General features: G+C 56.7%; 16 protein-coding genes and 1 rRNA gene. 9 read left to right on the forward strand and 8 right to left on the reverse strand.

The window, feature by feature from the left end:
- Positions 1 to 311 (reverse strand): 16S ribosomal RNA (locus ABSE13_RS07785); the annotation flags it as partial.
- 1,064 nt (positions 312 to 1,375) lie between these two features.
- Here ABSE13_RS07785 and ABSE13_RS07790 point away from each other — a divergent pair.
- Together ABSE13_RS07790 and ABSE13_RS07795 are read left to right on the forward strand one after the other, a co-directional pair.
- Entirely contained in the window at positions 1,376 to 1,681 is a 306-nt protein-coding gene (locus tag ABSE13_RS07790) for a hypothetical protein (RefSeq protein WP_424027949.1), read from the forward strand.
- 1,070 nt (positions 1,682 to 2,751) lie between these two features.
- A complete protein-coding gene (locus ABSE13_RS07795; RefSeq protein ID WP_424027950.1) occupies positions 2,752 to 3,255 on the forward strand; it encodes a hypothetical protein in 504 nt (167 codons plus the stop codon).
- A gap of 61 nt (positions 3,256 to 3,316) precedes the next feature.
- Here the strand turns inward: ABSE13_RS07795 and ABSE13_RS07800 are convergent, their stop codons facing one another.
- Positions 3,317 to 4,393, reverse strand: coding sequence for a DUF4013 domain-containing protein (locus ABSE13_RS07800; protein ID WP_424027951.1), 1,077 nt, complete (start codon positions 4,391 to 4,393; stop codon positions 3,317 to 3,319).
- Positions 4,394 to 4,416: 23 nt separating this feature from the next.
- On the opposite strand from ABSE13_RS07800, the gene ABSE13_RS07805 reads away from it, so the two are divergent.
- Both ABSE13_RS07805 and ABSE13_RS07810 read left to right on the forward strand, forming a co-directional pair.
- Positions 4,417 to 4,689 carry a hypothetical protein gene (locus tag ABSE13_RS07805; RefSeq protein ID WP_424027952.1) on the forward strand — a complete coding sequence of 91 codons (273 nt, stop codon included), beginning with the start codon at positions 4,417 to 4,419 and terminating at the stop codon, positions 4,687 to 4,689.
- A 7-nt stretch (positions 4,690 to 4,696) separates the two neighbouring features.
- On the forward strand, positions 4,697 to 5,500 hold the full coding sequence (locus tag ABSE13_RS07810; protein WP_424027953.1) for a glycoside hydrolase family 18 protein: 804 nt from the start codon (positions 4,697 to 4,699) through the stop codon (positions 5,498 to 5,500).
- Between the two features lie 25 nt (positions 5,501 to 5,525).
- On the opposite strand, the gene ABSE13_RS07815 is transcribed toward ABSE13_RS07810, so the two are convergent.
- Genes ABSE13_RS07815 through ABSE13_RS07825 form a run of 3 tightly spaced genes read right to left on the reverse strand, consistent with a single transcriptional unit; the run spans position 5,526 to position 9,006 of the window.
- Positions 5,526 to 7,001: a DHA2 family efflux MFS transporter permease subunit gene (locus ABSE13_RS07815; protein ID WP_424027954.1), complete on the reverse strand. Its 1,476-nt coding sequence runs from the start codon at positions 6,999 to 7,001 to the stop codon at positions 5,526 to 5,528.
- Positions 7,002 to 7,011: 10 nt separating this feature from the next.
- The gene (locus tag ABSE13_RS07820; protein ID WP_424027955.1) at positions 7,012 to 7,776 is read right to left on the reverse strand and encodes an HlyD family secretion protein; all 765 of its coding nucleotides are present in this window, start codon (positions 7,774 to 7,776) and stop codon (positions 7,012 to 7,014) included.
- 15 nt (positions 7,777 to 7,791) lie between these two features.
- Entirely contained in the window at positions 7,792 to 9,006 is a 1,215-nt protein-coding gene (locus tag ABSE13_RS07825; RefSeq protein ID WP_424027956.1) for a COG1361 family protein, read from the reverse strand.
- Positions 9,007 to 9,243: 237 nt separating this feature from the next.
- Between ABSE13_RS07825 and ABSE13_RS07830 the strand changes: the two genes are divergently transcribed.
- Positions 9,244 to 9,882 (forward strand): TetR/AcrR family transcriptional regulator, encoded by a 639-nt coding sequence (locus tag ABSE13_RS07830; protein WP_424027957.1) that lies wholly within the window; start codon positions 9,244 to 9,246, stop codon positions 9,880 to 9,882.
- 55 nt (positions 9,883 to 9,937) lie between these two features.
- Here the strand turns inward: ABSE13_RS07830 and ABSE13_RS07835 are convergent, their stop codons facing one another.
- The 3 genes from ABSE13_RS07835 to ABSE13_RS07845 are packed head-to-tail and all read right to left on the reverse strand — an operon-like array spanning position 9,938 to position 15,050.
- Positions 9,938 to 11,026, reverse strand: coding sequence for a segregation/condensation protein A (locus ABSE13_RS07835; protein ID WP_424027958.1), 1,089 nt, complete (start codon positions 11,024 to 11,026; stop codon positions 9,938 to 9,940).
- Positions 11,019 to 14,465: a chromosome segregation protein SMC gene (smc, locus tag ABSE13_RS07840; RefSeq protein WP_424027959.1), complete on the reverse strand. Its 3,447-nt coding sequence runs from the start codon at positions 14,463 to 14,465 to the stop codon at positions 11,019 to 11,021. The genes ABSE13_RS07835 and smc overlap by 8 nt, the downstream gene beginning before the upstream one ends.
- 12 nt (positions 14,466 to 14,477) lie before the next feature.
- Positions 14,478 to 15,050, reverse strand: coding sequence for a hypothetical protein (locus ABSE13_RS07845; protein ID WP_424027960.1), 573 nt, complete (start codon positions 15,048 to 15,050; stop codon positions 14,478 to 14,480).
- Positions 15,051 to 15,534: 484 nt separating this feature from the next.
- Between ABSE13_RS07845 and glyA the strand changes: the two genes are divergently transcribed.
- Genes glyA through cofE form a run of 4 tightly spaced genes read left to right on the forward strand, consistent with a single transcriptional unit; the run spans position 15,535 to position 19,216 of the window.
- Entirely contained in the window at positions 15,535 to 16,773 is a 1,239-nt protein-coding gene (glyA, locus tag ABSE13_RS07850; RefSeq protein ID WP_424027961.1) for a serine hydroxymethyltransferase, read from the forward strand.
- Positions 16,774 to 16,800: 27 nt separating this feature from the next.
- On the forward strand, positions 16,801 to 17,649 hold the full coding sequence (gene folD / locus ABSE13_RS07855; protein WP_424027962.1) for a bifunctional methylenetetrahydrofolate dehydrogenase/methenyltetrahydrofolate cyclohydrolase FolD: 849 nt from the start codon (positions 16,801 to 16,803) through the stop codon (positions 17,647 to 17,649).
- Positions 17,631 to 18,443 carry a dihydropteroate synthase gene (gene folP, locus ABSE13_RS07860; protein ID WP_424027963.1) on the forward strand — a complete coding sequence of 271 codons (813 nt, stop codon included), beginning with the start codon at positions 17,631 to 17,633 and terminating at the stop codon, positions 18,441 to 18,443. The genes folD and folP overlap by 19 nt, the downstream gene beginning before the upstream one ends.
- Positions 18,440 to 19,216: a coenzyme F420-0:L-glutamate ligase gene (cofE, locus tag ABSE13_RS07865; RefSeq protein ID WP_424027964.1), complete on the forward strand. Its 777-nt coding sequence runs from the start codon at positions 18,440 to 18,442 to the stop codon at positions 19,214 to 19,216. The genes folP and cofE overlap by 4 nt, the downstream gene beginning before the upstream one ends.
- The last annotated feature ends 25 nt before the right edge of the window (positions 19,217 to 19,241 follow it).

Consider the following 19,241-nt stretch of genomic DNA (forward strand, 5'->3'; position numbering starts at 1 on the left):
TTCGTGTCTCAGAATCCATCTCCGGGCTCTTGCTCCCACAACCCGTACCGATTACAGGCTTGTTGGGCCGTTACCCCAACAACAACCTAATCGGCCGCAGACCCATCCTATGGCGGCGGACCATTTCGACTACAAAGCATTCCAGCATCCATAGTCTATGGGGTATTATCCCCAGTTTCCCGGGGTTATCCCCCTCCATAGGTTAGATTGTCCACGTGTTACTGAGCAGTATGCCGAGGTCTTGCACCTCTCGACTCGCATGGCTTAATCGAACTCCGATAGCAGTGGCCTCTGGCAGGATCAACCAGAATTAATTTGTACAATGTACGCACACGTATCTGAACTTGTTCTAAGGAATTAGCGGTTACTAAACAAATTTCCGCATTGCCAGTATCAACGTCAGAACCAACTCCGGTCAAGCCGGGTCTCGTTGGATCTCCATCAAAGAAATCTTCTTCAAGATTTCGTAATTGTTTCGTCGTGTTGCTTGATTGAACACGGGCTATTACTGTATGTTTCAAGGTTATTTATACCTTGTCACATGCATCGTTTTCCCGTCGGAACCAAGGCAGGTAAAGCCTGCATGTCTGGTTCTTCATCAAGGGCATCTGATCTGTGAATCTTCGTCGTGTTGTTTGACGCATTCACGGGCTTACAATATAGGATTCAGGGTTATTTATACCTTGTTGCCTGCATTGTTTTTCCCTCGGAACCAACACCTGCCCGGAAGGGCGGTTTCGTCGGATCGTCATCAAATTTTGTGGATCTACATATAACACAGTCAACCATTTAAAGATGATCTCGCCTGCACGCCAGTATATTTTGGCAGGAACTATTGCTGAAAAAATATTCAACTTGCTGATAATCTGGAAACGGATTCCGAAACCGCATTGGTTACAATAATTCCCGTTTCCGGAGCCACTACAATCACACTGCGCGAACCGGGCAATCATATCCGGAAGACCCGGGAACGTGCAGTATTTTTTGGCGGGCGCGAACCGGGGAAAATCTGATTCACGTCGTAATCAACCCTCATTTTGCAGATCCTGCCCGGAACCTTGCCGCAATCGCGCATGCTCAGGAAACTCCCGGAAACGGGATCCCGGAGAGTGTCAGATCTATGATATGTGGCTCTGATCCGCGCAATCGCGCATGAATCTCCGGGCCCGGGGCGGAATGGGTGGGGAGGTGCGGCACGGTCGGTGTGAAAGTGGGACGAGTTCAAATTTTTTAATATTGTACTAACGAGGGAGAATTAAGAATGTAGTTTGAACTTTTGGAGATTTCGAATACCCTTCGTGATGGCGATCTAAATGAACCTTATATTACAAAGATAAATAGTATAATATAATTAGGAAAATGTGGAAGTCTTTGGATGTCGGGTGATCCAGAAAAGCAAAAGCTGCTGGCAGAGCAACGTAAAACCAACCTTTTAAAAAAATGCGTAAGACGGGAAATCCAACAAGGAAGAATAAAACATGGTCGTGACGGGATCATCGCAGTTCCTGAACCGTTTCGAAATCTACTTGAATTCGAAACGTGGCTGCATCAGAAAGTCTGCCTGAAACCGAGTGCCATACCCCGGGAATATGTCGGATATTTCACTAAAGGGGGGGGGAATATCAAGGATACCTGCGAATCGATCCGGATGAACTTACAGGAAAGATTGAATGGAGAATAACCCTTTCAATGGAGAGACATTTACATGAAAAAATTGTCACACATAATCACCCCTCTGGAAATACATTTTCTTATAAGGAAGTTTTGACTTGTATCAATTTGGAATATAGTGAATTTAGAGTCATCACTGAACATTATTCATATTCCTTGAAACCCAGAACCGGGGGCTGGCCACCATTGGAAAAAATGATAGCGATATTTACGAAGGAGACAGTTCAAGATGGGGATGCTCGGCATAAATGCTATGAGACATTAGCAGAGCAAGGCAACATCGAATATCAAAGAAATCCTCTTTTCTACTAATGTGATTAGTAATGCAGGCCTCATTACCCCCTCCTGTTCAAGGGGTCATCAGGATCATCACTCATCAGTGAATTTCTCGTCATATCGTCATATAATCCCACCCGGTTTTATGTCACCTGGACACTATCAATGGAGGGGGGTCACACCACTTTTTTTGAATTTGCGGAACCTCATCACAGTTGTACCAGGATGTCGGAATGTCTGTGCTCGACCGGATTTATATGATGGCAAATCTGGAAATGCCGGACAGAAACCACATCCCCGTGACGGCAGATCGCGGGATCAAAATACACTGCCCGACCCCCCCCTCAACATTCCCGTCAATCCAAACCAGGTGCGATGAGATTCCATCGTCGTGTTTTTCCTGAAAATTACATCAAAATACCTAATTCAAAACAAAGTGGTTGGGGGGGGTCGGACCACTTTTTTTCAACGGGAGCAGCCCCGGGCACACGCCCCATTACCTGCAATAATCCTGTCCCAACTCACATTTAAACGACTGCAAAGCCGAAAGATCCGACCGGTTGTATTACTATAACCATGGATCGGCTCTGTACGATTTTTCGCTGCCCGACCCCCTTCGTACCCCGTGCGAGCCACCACCAAGGATTTATCGGGACCGTTTCAATTGTCCATAATAGAATGAAGGCGTTCCTCCCCACCCCATTATCACCGGTGGAGAGGAAACGGGCGTCGCGGAATGAGAGCATTTAATGAGAGCATTTCATTGCCGTTTCTGCGACTGCGTTCAAATCACATGAGGATACCATGGCAGTTTTCAAGGAAAGAACCGGTGCAAAGAGTGCCTCCCGGCACCTGAAGAACCCGTTCCCGGACCTGGCCGCGTTCGATGCGGTCGTCCGGTTGCTCATCATGAAGAATCCGCTCGGGTGCACATCCTATATGATGAGGAAAAAGAACCACCGGCCGGTCGAAAAAGTGCGGGAGATGTACACCGCGAAATTCGTGTACAGGAATCCTGATGGGAAGCGGATCGGTATTGGCTTAGATATGTACAACTCTATCGAAGGATACGAGAATGGTATTGCCGCTGTCATCTCGAACATGGCAAACCTTGCGGCGCATGGAGGAAAAGTCCGTCGTGTACCGGACGCCGATCTCTTCTCCGTCACGCTGAAGTGCCATGATCCGGAACGGGGGTTCTACTTCATCAGTATCGCCCGGGACCGGGTGACGGTGTCATCATACAACGATGATGCGATCCGGCAGCGGGTCGAAGCGTGGAGCGCCGGGATTCCGGCGCTGGTGTAAGACGAATCACGAAGTGATGAGTCTGGAGAAGAACGAAGTTCTTCGACTTGCGGAACTCCGGTCACCGCACGAAGAAACCGCTGACAGAACCGATCACCAGTGCCAGCGGCGTGAAGCAGAGCACAAAGAGCACGGCCACGATGAGAAGCCAAGCGAGGATCTCCGGTATCATGCCACGTGCAGGCACCCGGGCCGGGACAGAGACTCCCCCCGCACCCGGCTTCCCGCCCGGAGGTGCCATGTCCTCATCGCAGAAATGTGCCATGAACCGGACGCAGAATACCACCAGGGGCGGCCAGAGACAGAGTGCAATAATCCCCCCGATGTACGGCACGAGCGAGAGCGCATGGAGACCAAAGGAGAATGCTACGTAGACGATGATGATGATCCCGAGCGCAAGGTAATAGTTCACTATTCCGATCCGCCTGAGGGTTGCATAGATTGCCCTCAGGGAAAACGCCTCCAGGACGCTTCCCGTCCGGGCGAACCGTATGGCGCCGACGATCCCGTACTGCACTGCGATGAACAGGATCACGAGCTGGATGGCGAGAAGGATAAGGATCAGGATCGATCCAAGGGTCGTTCCCCACGGGCTTGCGGGAAGCAGTCCGCTGGACGCTACGTTATACTCGATGAGGGCAAGAACGGAAGGCACCAGGATCCAGACGAGCGGGATGACTTGGACTTTTATCCCGACGAGGCCGAGCCCGGGCAGGTTGTCAAACTCCGGCGGGACTGGATCGCCTTCCAGCAGGCGCACGATATATCCCGAGATGAAAAAATTGCAAAGGATGCCGGTGAGAATCAGCAACCCCGCTTCTTCCCAGGGGATCAGCTTCCAGTGAATGGTCGTGCCTTCAAGGATCCTGCTGCTTTCCATGAGCGAGGAGAGGAGCATCCAGGGCAGGCCGAGCAGGACGAGGATCAGCCAGCGGGACCATCTCCCGGTAAGCGTTGCCCGGGTGAAAGCCGCAGACTCCCGGACAAAATGGCTGACATTCATCGCGTATCCGGTCAATAATCTGTGACGCCCGGTACAAAAGACACGCGGGTTCCGGTGGCTGTGCTTCAACAGGTCAAAGCGCCCGGAACCTGTTGACCAGCCGTACCGGATCTCCCGCGGAAAAACCCATATCATCCCGGACCGACACCCTACTTAGTATGTGGAGAATGGGTACGAAACCGGTAACAGGGAAAACCGGGCTTTCCGTACTGGCAGCTCTTTTCATGATCGCCCTCCTGTGTAGTCTCGCGCTTCCTCCAGCAGCCGCAGCTGACAACAATTCCGGTGCAGCAGCCCCGGATTTCCTGCAGGGCATCCTCTCGGCAATCCGAAACCTGCTCGGCATGGGCTCCGGGACACCGGCTGCTGCTCCGTCCGGCAAACGGGAAGATCTCCGCCGCCTACTTATTCATCCTCGACAACGCCTATGATGCCGCGATGGTGGACAAAGACACGATCCCGTGGAAGAAGGTCAACCGCGTGTACATTGCTTTTGCCACGGTGCACGACGGCGTACTGACCGATTTCCCTTCGGGAAGCTCGCCGGAGAACAGCGCGGCACGCAACGGGAACGGGAAAAAGATCCAGAACGTCGTTGCACTGGTCAGGCAGGGCAACCCGGACGCTGATATCCTCATATCGTCCAATTTCGGCGAGGACATGGACAACGAATACCTTCGGGCAGCACAGGATCCCCAGAGATTTGCCGACAGCGTCGTGACCTACATGAAGAAGTACGGTCTTGACGGCTACGATATGGACTGGGAGAGCCACCAGATCAATGAGGATGCACCCCAGCTGACGGCGCTCCTCTCGACCTGCCATGCCACATTCGCCGCGGCGGGGAACAACCCGCACGGTCACCCCTATCTCCTGACCCACACCGTCTGGCCCGGGGTCGAATCGCCCGAGACGGTCGCCGGCCTGAAGGACAGCGTGGACCAGATCAATATCATGTCGTACGGTTCCGGGGACACCTATGACCTCGTCTCCTACGCTGACTCGTATGCTCAGGCGAGTTTCCCCTATGGCCAGATGATCGGCGGTCTGGAGAGCGAGGACGGGTACACCGATAGCGGGGGACCGGATACGCAGAGTTCGGTGGCTGTCAAATGCGCATACATGAAGGAGCACAATCTCGCGGGTCTCTTCGAGTGGCGCATGGACAATGATATGCGAAACGGAGACGGCCCGCCGACATTCCAGGTCACCGGGTGGATGTCTGAATGCATGACGGGGTAATTATTCCTTTTTTTGAATCAAATCTCTAAAGGACAATATCCTTTCCATCCATCGACTTCTTCACGTCGATCAGGAGCGCGAGCACTGCCGCTATCACCAGGATGATGGAGCCGATGAGGAAGACCGTGCGGTACGCAAGGATCTGTGCATCGAGGTACATCAGGGAGGATGCAACCTGTATCACCGCGGGGGTGTGCACATTTATCACCGAGTGTGCCGAGAGGGCGAGCATATTGTTCTCGACCGAGATGTTGAGGATGGTGGCAAAGATGGCGATCCCGAACGCACCGGCAACATTCCGGACCAAGGCAAGCACTGCCGAGGCACTGCCGATCTCCTCGTTGGGTACTATCGCGGCGATGACGCCCGTGCGCTGGGACATGCCAAAGCCCATCCCGAACATCATGATGACGAGCGGAATCACAACATCCAACGGGCCGGAACGGACGTCGAGACGGGTGAACAGGAACAACCCGATCCCCGCCACAAGGGTGCTCAGGGCGATCACGTAGCGTGGCTGGAGTCTGCCTACGAGCGCGGCCCCGATCGGTGCCGCGAGCATGATGCAGAAGGCCATAGGGATGAACTGGAGACCGGTCTCGGTCGCGGTCAGGCCGAGGAAGGTCTGGTCGAAGATGGGGATTAAGAACATCCCGCCCATCAGGGCCATGAAGATCAGGAAGTTGTTGACCAGGGAGAAGACGAAGGCCGGGATCCGGAAGAACCGGAAATCGATGATCGGTTCGGGATGCCGTGAATCGATCAGGTAGAATATGTACATGAAGAACCCGGAGCCTGCGAAGGCACACACGATGGGCAGTGAAGTCCAGCCCCAGTCATAGCCCCGGTCCAGACCGAAGACGAGGAGAGCGAGTGATATGCCCAGCGTGATGGCGCCGTACCAGTCGAAGGAGACGCTTTTCCTGTCGCTCACCGATTCCGGGATGAAGGTGAGGGCCATCGCTATCCCGATCAGGCCGATGGGGAGATTGATCAGGAAGACCGAGCGCCAGCCGAAGGTATCGATGAGCGGGCCGCCGATGAGGGGGCCGAATACGATGGCGAGGGCGAAGGCCGAGGACCAGATACCGAGGGCCTGGGCCCGTTCCTTCCCGTTGCTGAAATTTACCGCTATGATCGCCATGGCGGTGGGATAGTCAGCAGAGCTCGCGACCGCCTGGATAACGCGGAAGAGGATCATCGAGCCGAGATCCCAGGAGAGGCCGGCAAGGATCGAGCCGACGATGAAGATCGAGAAACCCCAGACGTAGACTTTCTTCCTGCCGATCGTGTCCCCGAGCTTGCCCCAGACCGGCACGAAGACCGCGTTCGCCAGGATGTACGCGGTGGCGATCCAGCCGGCATCCGAAGTGAGGATATTGAAATCCAGCATGATCTTCGGTACTGCAAGGGAGACCACCGTCTGGTCCATGCTCCCCAGGAAGGTGCCCACGATGACCGTGAGAAGGATCAGCCACCGGTTCCGGTTATTTTCTGCCATGATAGGGAAATTATTTTGAGATCCACATCTTCGCAGACATGCCGTTCTTCAGTTCAGGATAAGCGGTTACATCATAAGTGACCGTGACATCGAATTCCTGCTCCTGCCGCTTGTCCGATATGCTGAAGACGATGTCCCCCACCCGGGAAGACGGTGCGACTTTTTCGACCACCCCCTGGTACTGGTTGGACGGGTAAGCATCCACCGTAAACTCCACATGCTGGCCGGGGGAGATATCCTTGAGGCCTTTATCTTCCTGCACCCTCCCGGTAACACGGAGCTCCCGCGGGTCGATCATGGAGATTACAGGAGTGGGGTCCAGGGCCGGGTTTACCAGCTGACCCGGCGTATTTTCGACGCCCGTGATTATACCGCTGGTTTTCGCGAGAAGATTCTCATTTCCGACCTTCGCGAGAATCTGATCCTTTCTTACCTGATCTCCCACCGAAACATCCAGCTCATCGATGATACCCGGATTCGTGGGACTGATAGAGATCACCGGAGCCGTAATCTGGGAATTCTCGACGTAAACCTTACTCTGAAGGTCGTTCCAGTAGAGGAGTCCGGCAATGGCAACCAGGATGATGAGGACGATCAATCCTCCAAGTACCCATGGATTGCCGCGTATCCTCTTTATGAGGTCGCCAACCTTTCCACCTTTATCCGGCGATGCTTCTCTGTTTGTATCAGGAACCATCACGGTTTGTTCATCCGTGGCTGTCATATCTTCATCCTCAAGTCGCGGTTGCCGGGGTTCGTCATGGAGTCGTGTCATTCGTAAGACCCGGTTTTATTGCTTCTTCAGTTTCGATGTGATCCATTTCCGCTTCATGTACAGGACGATACCGGCAAGTACGATGATGACACCCGCTATGACGAGATTGAACGAATTGAGACCGGTAGTGCTGCCGGTTGCTGAGCTGAGTATCCCCCCCGGAGACCCTTCCGCCAGCGTATGAAGATCAAGCGTAATTGTCGATGACTGAGTGTTTCCCTCTGAGTCTTTCCACCGGATCTGTACCGGCACTGAGGTGAGATCAGAAGAGACAAATGTCAGGGTAAATCTCGAAAAATCATTCGATGCCAGCGAACCGATCTGATAGTCCGGGTACGGCCCCACCGGTTTTTCCGGTGCACCGACAGAGACGACCATCCCCTGGGCGTCGGTGATACCGGCGTTTCCGATCTCGCCGGTCATCGTGTAGGTTCCGGCATTGCCGACAAGTGCGACATTACTGATAAGCGGGATTGCCGCAGACTTGTCCTCGCCGATGTTCAGGGGCAGGACAACCGTAGTTGTATGAACATTGTCCCCGTTACGGAAACTGACATTGAAGGTTACATCGGATTGCTGGTGCGGGGTGATGGCAAACGGAACTTTCACCGAGGTACCGGCCGGGATAGACACAACATTCTCCTCGGACGGGGATATGTCGCTTCCCGGGGAAGATGCGACGATCAGGACATCGGATATATCACCGAGCCGCGGGTTCATGACAGTGACGTTCACGGTATCGGTCTTTTCAAGGGAGAAGGTATTGGGTTTGTTCGAGACACTTGCCCTCACGTCGGTCGAGTCGACTTTGAGCTTGATCTGGGCATGGATCGCGAAGGTACCCCATGCGTTTGTGGAAACGGAGAAGAGCGGGAGATACGTCCCGTCGGGACCGTCGGCCCGTATCACGAACGTATAATCGGTCGTTGCTCCCGGTCCGATTAACGTGGTGGTGGCAAATGCACCTTTGTTCACGATGTCGACGTGGGGATCCATAAGATCCGGCTGGGATACAGCCACGGAAGCATTCGCAGCATTGGTGACATGAACCGTCAGGGTGCCGGTCTCACCTGGGTAAAAAACACCGGGGTTGAGATCATAGCCGGATACATAGACAAGCGCTGCGGCATCCTGGGGATTCATTACTGAGACGGTACTGGTGGCCGCTCCCGCAACGGTGATCAAACATGCCAACGCGATAATACTGAAAACAATCAATATTCGTTTCATTTTATTACATTCCTCTCAATCTTGCATAGCGGGTAACCAGAATCAGACATCAGGAGTCCGACTTCACGTATACCACAAGCTTCGACGGATTCCTCAATCGCGACTGATTGTATTCGTTCTCGCGCTGTCAGAGTCTCGTATGAAATTATCTCCGGCCGCTATTAATACTTACCATTGAGTCATTTTTATTACTCCATCGTCAGACTTATTACTTATGCGGTATCAGATAAGAGCAAGATGCCCAAGGTAGTCCCGGAATATAAGGAAGAAGCGAAGAAGAAGATCCTGTCCGCGGGCCGCGAGGTGATGAGCAGGAAAGGATACCGGGCTACGACAATGGACGACATAGCCGAGTATATCGGCGTAAGCAAGGCTGCGCTCTACCAGTACTTCAGCAGCAAAGACGAACTTGTCATCGAGATCGTGAAAGCGTACCCCGAGCAGATCCGCGAGAAGACGATGTCGATGTACCCTGCTGCGACCCCGCTCGATGCCTGGATCGCAGTTCTCGATTTCTACCTGGAAAATGATGCTGAACAGAACGCCCTGTTTTTCGAGCTGCTTTCCATGATCCCCGGGAACCCCGAGATCGCAAAGAGTTTCTCCGAGAACATGCAGCTCGGACTCCAGAAAGCTACCCAGGGAGTAGCGGAACAGCAGAGACTGGGACTCTCCTGCCCGGGGGGCGATCCCCGCACGATAGCTCTTGCTATCCTGAGCCTCTTCCACGGCCTCCGGGTTCTCTCTCTGGTTGGCGTCGAACGTGACGAGCTCCGCGAGCGCTGGATAGAGATTGGGAAGATCCTGCTCGGGGAAACGATGGCATCTACGGAAAGGAGCGGGAAGAGAAAGAAGGGTGAACGAAAGCAAGTGTAAAAAATGCACGGGAAAAAACAGCGGGCAGAATCGTGCGAGCAAAAAAACCGACCGGTTACTCAGCCAGCGAGCCGGCCGGGGGCTCTGCCTCATCCGGATGCCGGATCTGCACCCAGATATCCCCGAAGAACTCTTCCTGCCGCAGGGAGCACCTGCCGTCCAGCGCAAGGAAGAGGAGCGGGATGTAGACCTCAGGAACGTTCCACTCCATTCTCGTGCATAATTCCCGCAGGGTCATCTCCTCATCGATCTCCAGCCCTTCGAGATACTCCGCAAGCCGGGTCATCGAGGACTCCTGGAACCCCTCCTCATGCGCAATTCCCACGACATCGTCCGCGTCGATCAGGTAGACCTCGGCCGGGTCCGACGCCATGCGCCTGCGGCGGCGCTCCTCTTTCTCGATGTTCTTCAGCTCGGTGATCAGCTCGAAAAGCGTGATCGGGCTCTTGCGCTGGGTCTTGCGATCCAGACGGCGCTGGATCTCGTGTTCCAGCCGCTCGATAGGCCCAAGCCTGCCTTCGTAGGCAACATCAGAGTCCAGTGCGAGGTCGAAGTCCTCACCGAACCCTTCGTCCCCGTCTTCCCCGACCTCGTCCTCTCCAGTGGACTGGTCGAGCTGCTCGGACTTCATCCGGAGGAGGGTGGCCGCATAGAAGAGCGTCCTGCCCGAGAGCTGGAGATTGAGTTCCCTGCGTCGCTCGAGCTCTGAGAGGAACCTGTCAGTGACCTCGATGATGTCGATATTCCAGGGATCGATCTCGCCGCGCTCGGCAAGGCCGACCAGGATCTCAACCGGGTCCTCCATGAGGCCTGCCGGGGCCGGGGTGGCCTGAGGATCCTGCTGGTTTTGCGACTCACCGGGGGATGTAGGGGTGAGGGAGGAACTCCCGGACAGCGTTTCATCATGTGCGACGTGAGAGGAGTCGGTAGAACCAAAAACCGGGATGGCTGGCAGGATCCCGGATGGCCGGGCAACCTGCGGGACTTCCGGGTTGCCCACGGCATCTGCCGGTGCTGGCAGGTGATTCACGCCCGGCTCCACACTATTCTCTTTCTGCGTGTCGATAGTTTGCGGCGTAAGCGGGGCCGGCTCCTCTGTTTTACCCCTGCCCTTCTTCCTGCCGGTCCCGTTCTGTTCAGCCATTCACTTTTACCCCGGTAACAAGGGTGCTCTTGTCTGGCCGGATGGTGACCCCCATGATCCGCTGGGCCGCGTCGATCATCGGTTTCCTGAGGGAAACAATCACGAACTGCGAGCTGGGAGCCAGATCGGTGACCATCGATGCGATCCTTTCGACATTCGCCCCGTCGAGTGACATGTCCACTTCGTCAAACGCATAGAACGGTGCCGGGATGTAGTGCTGGATCGAGAAGATGAAGGCAAGCGTAGTGAGGGACTTCTCGCCGCCTGATAGGGAACTGAGCAGGTGCACCTTCTTGTCCCGGGGCTGCACGGCAAAAGTCATCCCGCCGGCAAACGGGTCCTCCTCGTTCTCCAGCACCAGGTGGCCGGTGCCGCTCGTGAGCCGGGCGAAGATCTGCCGGAAGTTCGTATCGATCGCCTTGAAGGCAGTAGCAAACGCCTCGTACTTCATCTGCTCGAACTGCTCGATCCGCTCGATTAAACTCGCCCGCTCGGTCGAGAGAGTCTCCTTGCGCTCCGTCCGCTCGGTCACCTGCCGCTGCACCTTGTCGTACTCCTCGATCGCGAGCATGTTCACGGCCCCGATCTTCCGCAGAGCGGCATCGGCTTCCGCGATCCTGCCCTCGATCTCCGAGAGGGTGAGCTGGGTATCCATCTCGCCAACCTGGTGCCTGAGCATGTCGATCTCGATCCCGAGTGTCCGGGTCCGCTCCTCGATGGCTCCCATCTGGATCGTGATCCGCTCCTTCTCGGCATCGAACTTCATCAGTTTCAGTTCGGAGTCCTGGAGGTGCTGGGTGACCTCGGCCCGTTTTGTCCGGAGCTCGTCGAGTTCGCCCGAAAACTCCTTCTGCCGCTCCTCGAGCCCTGCAATCTGCGCCCTGATGGTGGCGATCTGCTCGTTTGCGGCCGCAATATCCCCATCGATCTGCCGGTTGCGCTCCTCCTGCCGGTTGCGCTCATCGGCCAGTTCGCCGAGCCGGGCTGTGAAGTGCTGGCGTTCACGCTGGGCATCATTGATATCCGCGTCCTTGTTCCGGAGGCGACGCTCGGACTCCTCGATCTCCTTGCGCTTCTTCTCGATCTGTTCCGTGAGCGCGGGGATGTTGGTGTTGTCCAGCCGTTTCTTGATCTCCTCCATCTGGCCGTTCAGCCCGTTGATGACTTCCGTGGTCCGGTCCAGCTCCGCCTCGAGGGCCGAGAGCTCGGCCGCCCCGTTCCGGGTCTCCTCGGTCTGGCGGGCAACGGCGGCCTCGATAGTCTGCTTCTCGACCGTGATCGCGTCGAACCTGCGCGAGAATTCCTCGGTGAACATCCCGAACCGGGCCACCTTCTGGTCGATCTCGTTGCGGGCGGTCCTTTTGGCGTCCACCTCATCGGTCAGGCGCTTGACGCCGGCCTCGATTGTGGAGGCCTCGCCCTGCAGTTCGCCAAGCCGGGACCGGATCCGCAGGATCTCGTTGTCTACGGCAGCGCCAAAGCCGCGGGGGCCGCCCTGCTTCCTGGAGGAGCCGCCGGTCATCGCCCCGCTCTTCTCGATGATCTCTCCTTCGAGCGTGACCATGCGGTACTTCCCGATCAGCTTCCGGGCCCGCTCCAGCGTATCGACTACGACCGTGCTGCCGAATACAACCGCAAAGGCACGATCGTACTTCGGGTCATAATCGAGCAGGTTCACTGCATAATCGATGACTCCGGGCTCCTTGAGAGGGGGCAGGGACGGGGGTTTGAGCTTGTTCAGTGGGAGGAATGTTACCCGCCCGAGCCGTTCCTCCTTGAGGTACCGGATCGCATCCGACGCAATCTGGTCGTCATCGCAGACTGCGAACTGGAGCCGGTTTCCCGCCGCGATATTCAGCGCCACGGTGTACTCCGCCGGGGCCTTCCCGAGATCAGCGATGGTGCCGTGCACGCCCTCCAGTGCAAGGACCGCTTCGAGAGCCCTGCCGCCGGACTCGCCCCGGGCCTGCTGGGCCGCCTCGAGCCGGATCGCGTCCTGTTCGTGCTCCCGGATTTCGGCTTTCAGGCGCTCAAGGGTCGAGCGCTGGGCAAAGAGCGAGCTCTCCAGTTCCGAGAGGTTCCGGTCGAGCTCCTTCTTACTGGCGGTAAGGTCCCCTACACCCTTCTCGCTCTCGGAAAGCTGCACCTGCTTTGCCCCGTACTCCTCGTCCAGCGACCGGAGGAGGCCGGTGAGGCGTTCGAGCTCGGTAGTCCGCATCCGGCTCTTCTCGATGAACATGTCCTGCTGGTGCAGGATACCGGACCGCTGCCCTTTTTTCTCCTCGATCTCTTTCATGAGCGCAAAGAGCTTGTCCCGGGCGCCTTCCGTGTCCTCGCTGTGCTGTTTGATCTCGGTCTCGAACTTCTCAAGCAGGGTCCGGGCCGCGGCCACTTCCATCGCGATGTTCGTCCGGTCAATGGTGAGCGTACGCATCTGCTCGGTGCACTCGGCCACCCTCGCCTCCGCCCGTTTCGTGTCCATGTACACGCGGTTGATCGTCTCGAGGTTGCCTTCCTTCTCCTTGCGCAGCCGGACGATCGTCTGCTCGGCGAGCTTGATCCCGCTCTTCGCTTCTTCGAGTTCCGCGATCAGCTTCAGGTAATCGGCGCCGCTCTTCTTGTTGATCAGGTCGTCGATATCCCTGAGGTCCGCCTTGAAGTAGGAGAGCTCGTTCTCCTCAAGGCTCCGGTCGGAGGCAATGCGGCCGAGCTGGATCCTGTGATCTTCGGTCGAGCGGATGAGGGAAGTCATTTCCTTCTCCCGCTCGTGGAGATGGGCGGCGGCACGGCAGTTCTGGTAGAACGTGAGATCGGTCTGCAATTTCTGGTACTCCAGAGCATGCGTCCGTTCCCGTTTCAGCTCGTTTGCCCGCTTGCCCAGTTCGAGCAGGAGCAGCTCCTCGCGCTCGATCCGCTCCCGGACCACGTCAAGCTCGGAGAGCGACTGCGCCTTCTTGGTATCGAACTCCGCCACCCCTGCAATCTCATCGATGATCTTCCGGCGCTCGAAGTCGCTCATCTCCATGATGCGGGTGACATCACCCTGCATCACGACATTGTAGCCATGGGGCTTGATCCCGTGCTTTGCCAGGTGGTCCACGATATCGCTCTGCTTGCAGAGCCGTTCGTTGAGATAATTGTAGCTGTAATACCCGTTGCCCGTCCTCTTGATCCTGCGCCGGATTCTGGTGCCATCGGAGAACGCGAGCGCTACCTCAGCAGTGTTCCTGCCGGAGTTCAGGTTGATAAGGTCGGTGAGTTTCTCAGCCCGGAGATTCCGGGAGCTCGATAGGGCAAGGACAAAAAGGATAGAATCTATGATATTGGACTTGCCGGACCCGTTGGGTCCGGAGATGACGGTGAACCCCTCAAGAAATGGAATTTTTGTCTTTTTTGAAAAAGACTTGAAATTATCGATCTCCAGTTCTGTGATATGCAAAGACCGGGCCCCTTACTTCTTTGCAGAGTCTGACTTGTCTTCCTCAGCAGCGTAGATCAGGTCGCTCTGTTTGCCCTTGACGGAGGTCCCCTTCTTATTGCGCCCGTATCCCGCGGATGCAACGATATAGTTCTTGTCACCGCGCCGGGGCTCGAGTTTCATGGTCCCGTCCTGCTGCATGATCATGTCCATTGCGGGCTCTGCCGGTTCCGCCGGGACATCCGGCTGGCGTGCTCCCTTGGGACGGATCACCGTGCTGCCACCGGAGGGGGCGGCAACGGACGGGGATGATGACGGGCCCGCCTGCACCGGGGCTGCTGCGCCCTGCACGATCGGACCCCGCACGAGCTGCTGCCGGCTGCGTTCCTCGGTCTGCTTGGACATCTTCATGGCGATTGACTTGAGGTCGAGCAGCTCCTGAGTCAGTCCCTTGACCAGCGCTTCCATATCCCGTACCTTCTTTTCAAGCAATGCGATCCGATCTTCTGATACACCGGTTCCTGAAGTTTCCATCATCTTAATCAGTTTCTCCTGTTGATCGAGTTCGTGCTCAAGATATTTGATCTTTGCATCAGACTGCGCCATACCGTAACACTTACTGGTACTGGTGCGACGCATTCCTTATTAATAATAATAGTAATGATCGGCGGATTAGGAAAAAAGGTTTGCGCTCCGAAAGGTTCATCAGAACCTTGAGGACGAGAAGAATTCGCAAGGATTCTTCGCTGTCCCGAAAGTCCATCAGGACTTGAGGATGGGAGCGGTTTGACGAACCGCGAGCGGGAGAAGAATCCGCAAGGATTCTTCGACCAGACTCCCGCATTTTCCCGGACATGAACATTCTGAAGGAATTCCCCGGGTTGCGAGTGGTCCTAACATACCATTCCCCCTCAAGTCCTTCGGATTTTCGGGAACTCGAAGAATTGCTGTGCAATTCCTCTCCTGCTCGCGGTTCCGTCAGGCCCGTCGGACGCTCGAAGAATTGCTGCGCAATTCTTCTCCTCCTCAAGGTTCTTCGAACCTTTCGGAAAGAAAACCTATTACCTCTCAAGCGCCTACCCTTCTCCATATGTCATATCTGTCCAAAACGGATCCAGAAATTGCAGATATCATCGAAAAGGAACGGCTCCGCCAGACCAACGGCCTTGAGCTGATCGCATCGGAAAATCTGGTCTCCCACGCTGTACTCGAAGCAATGGGGTCCATCATGACCAACAAATATGCCGAGGGATACCCGGGCAAGCGATACTATGGCGGCTGCGAGTTCCACGACGAGGCAGAGAACCTCGCCCGGGACCGGCTGAAGAAATTGTTCGGCGCGGAATACGCAAACGTCCAGCCGCACTCGGGCACCCAGGCAAACATGGCGGTTTATTTTGCGTTCATGAACCTGGGAGACACCCTCATGAGCATGAAGCTGACGCAGGGCGGCCATCTTTCCCACGGTTCACCGGTCAGCTTCACCGGGAAGTTCTACAAGGTCGCCCAGTACAGCCTCGACCCCAAGACCGAGATGCTCGATTACGGCACGATCGAGGAGATGGCGCGCAAAGAGAAGCCGAAAATGCTGGTCTGCGGCGCCTCTGCCTACCCGAGGACTATCGACTTCAAGGCATTCCAGGAGATCGCTGACAGTGTGGGCGCATATTGTATGGCCGATATCGCCCACATCGCCGGCCTCTGTGCCACCGGCGTCCATCCGAACTCGGTCGGTGTGGTAAACTTCACCACCACCACCACCCACAAGACCCTCCGCGGCCCCCGTGGCGGTGCGATCATGGCCAATGCCGAGTACGGCCCGGCAATCGACAAGGCGGTCTTCCCCGGCATGCAGGGCGGCCCCCTGATGCACACCATTACAGCAAAGGCAGTCTGTTTCGAGGAGGCGCTCCGGCCCTCGTTCACGGAATACAATAAACAGATCGTGAAGAACGCAAAGGTCCTCGCCGAGACCCTGATGGCAAACGGCCTCCGGCTCGTCTCCGGTGGTACCGACAACCACCTGATGCTCCTCGACCTGACGGCACAGGGCATCACCGGCCTCGAGGCGGAAACCGCACTCGGCAAGGCAGCCATCACGGTCAACAAGAACACGATTCCGAACGAAACCAAGAGCCCGTTCATCACGAGCGGTCTCCGGGTCGGTACACCGGCCGTCACCTCGCGGGGCATGAAAGAGTCCGAGATGCGCATGATCGGCAACTGGATTGCAACCGTAGTCAAGGACGTTAAGAACGAAGCGGCAATCAGGGATGTCCGGGCAAAGGTTGAAGCCATGGCCGGAAAATTCCCGATCTACCCGGAATAATCAGTATACACAGGGCTGAACATCCCCATGGTCACCATCCTCGACGGGAAAAAAACGGCAGAGAAGCGCCTCGAACTCCTCAAGGAGAAGATCGAGGACGCAAAGCTTTACCCCAGGCTCGCAACGGTCATCGTGGGGAACGACCCTGCGTCCCAGATGTATGTCCGGATGAAGCACCGGGCCTGCGAGCAGGTGGGGATCGGATCCGTGGGAATCGAACTGCCTGCAGAGGCAACCACCCGCATGGTGGTGGACGAGGTGCGGAGGCTGAACCGGGACGAAGATATCGACGGTATCCTGGTCCAGCTCCCGCTGCCAGCACAGGTGGACACGGAGCGGGTGATCGGGGCGATCCGGCCGGACAAGGACGTGGACGGGTACCATCCCGAGAACATGGGCCTCCTCTTCTCGGGCAGGCCGAAGTTCTCCTCCTGCACACCCACGGGGATCATGACCATCCTTGCTGAATACACTATTCCGATCGCGGGTAAGCGGGCCGTTATTGCGGGGCGCAGCATCGATGTGGGGCGGCCTATGGCGGCGCTCCTCCTGAACGCCGACGCCACAGTTACGATCTGCCACAGCAAGACTGCGGATATAGCCGAGGAACTGAAGCGGGCGGACATCCTCGTCTCCGCGGTCGGCAAAGCGCATTTCATCACGGCTGAAATGGTGAAGCCCGGCGCTGTCGTTATCGATGTAGGCATCAACCAGCTGGAGGGGAAACTGGTCGGGGACGTGGACTTCGAGGCGGTCAAAGAGATAGCCTCAGCGATCACCCCGGTACCGGGCGGCGTGGGCCCGATGACAATCGCCACCCTGATGGAGAACACCTTCCGGTCGGCACAGGAGAGAGCATGCGACCGTGTATTATAAACAAGCTCACGATCGGCGGTGACGCCCCGCCCCGCGTGATGGGCGTGATCAACTGTAGCTATGAGTCCTTCTACCACGACTCCTATATCCCGACCAACGAGATCCATAAAACAGCGGTCGGGATGGCGGAGGCAGGGGCAGATATCCTTGACGTGGGGGCCCGGAGCACGGCGCCCAATGCGCAGGCGATCAGCGGCTCCGAGGAAGCGAGCCGGATCGATGCTGCGCTGAAGGAACTGGACGGGACCGGGTTCACGATCTCGGTCGATACCATGAATCCATGGGTGCTGGACACCTGCCTGAAGCACGAGATCCACGCAGTGAACGACATTGCGGGATTCGCTTCAGATGCCTATGCCCGGCGCGTGGCCGATGCCGGCCTGCCCGCGTTCGTGATGGCCACGGATTACACCCCTGGCGATGCCGTTGGTCTTGACGCCACGGAAAAGACGCTTCAGACCGTGGTCGCCCGGTGCGAGGCGGCAGGGATCGACAATTACGTGCTCGACCCTGGCGTAGGCCTCTGGACACCGTTCCGCTCGTTCGATGACGACTGGGAACTCTGCCGGCACTTTGACCGGTTCGGGAAGTTCGACCGGCCGCTGCTCGCTGCCATTTCGCGCAAGAGCTTCATTGGCAATCTCGTGAACCGCGAGCCCGAGCAGCGCCTCGCGGGCAGTCTTGCAGTTACCATGTATCTACTCCAGAAAGGGGCCGCGATCGTGCGGACGCACGATGTGAAAGAGACCGTCGATGCAATAAGGGTGTACAACCGGATGGTGAAGGCCCCGTGAACTCCTCGTTCGAGGTTTTCGGGCTCTCGACTGGCATTATTCACAGCGGCGACCCCATCACAGACCGGGTCCTTGCCGCAGCAGATGCAACCTGCGGGGGGTTCGGGGAGGGCGACATCCTCGTCCTCGCCGAGACCGCAGTGGCCACCTCCGAAGGCAATGTGATCAATCTCTCAACCATCTCCCCCTCGCCGGAAGCACAGGATCTCGCGGAGAAATACCACATGGACCCCTGCATTGCAGAGGTGGTCCTGCGGGAGAGCGATTCGATTGTCGGTGGCATCCCGGGATTCCTGCTCTGCATGAAAGGCGGCACGCTCCTTCCCAATGCCGGCGTTGATGCCTCCAATGCCCCGCTTGGTTGTGTCACCCCTCTCCCCGCCGATCCCGACCAGAGCGCAATCCGGATCAAGGCTGCCATCGAGGCAAAAGCCTGCGTGCAGATCGGGGTCATCATCGCCGACAGCCGCACCCATGCAATGCGTCTCGGGTGCAGCGGCGTTGCCATCGGTTCGGCCGGTATCCCCTCGGTTATCGATGATCGTGGGCGCACGGATCTATTCGGGCGCAAACTCGAAGTAACCAAACGGGCGGTGGCCGACAACATTGCCTCCGCCGCAGAGCTCGTCATGGGCGAGGCAGACGAGTGCACGCCCGCAGCCATAATACGAGGCATCGGCCTCCCCATAGGGAACCATGTGGGTGTCGAGACGATCGATGCCACGGAATGCCTGTTTATGGGAGCGTTTGCGAAGGACCGCATGCAGTGGTAGGAGTTTGCGCAGGTTTATTGCGTGA

Origin of the sequence: Methanoregula sp., from assembly GCF_049518935.1 — an archaeon.
In the GTDB taxonomy this organism is placed as follows: Archaea; Halobacteriota; Methanomicrobia; order Methanomicrobiales; family Methanospirillaceae; genus Methanoregula.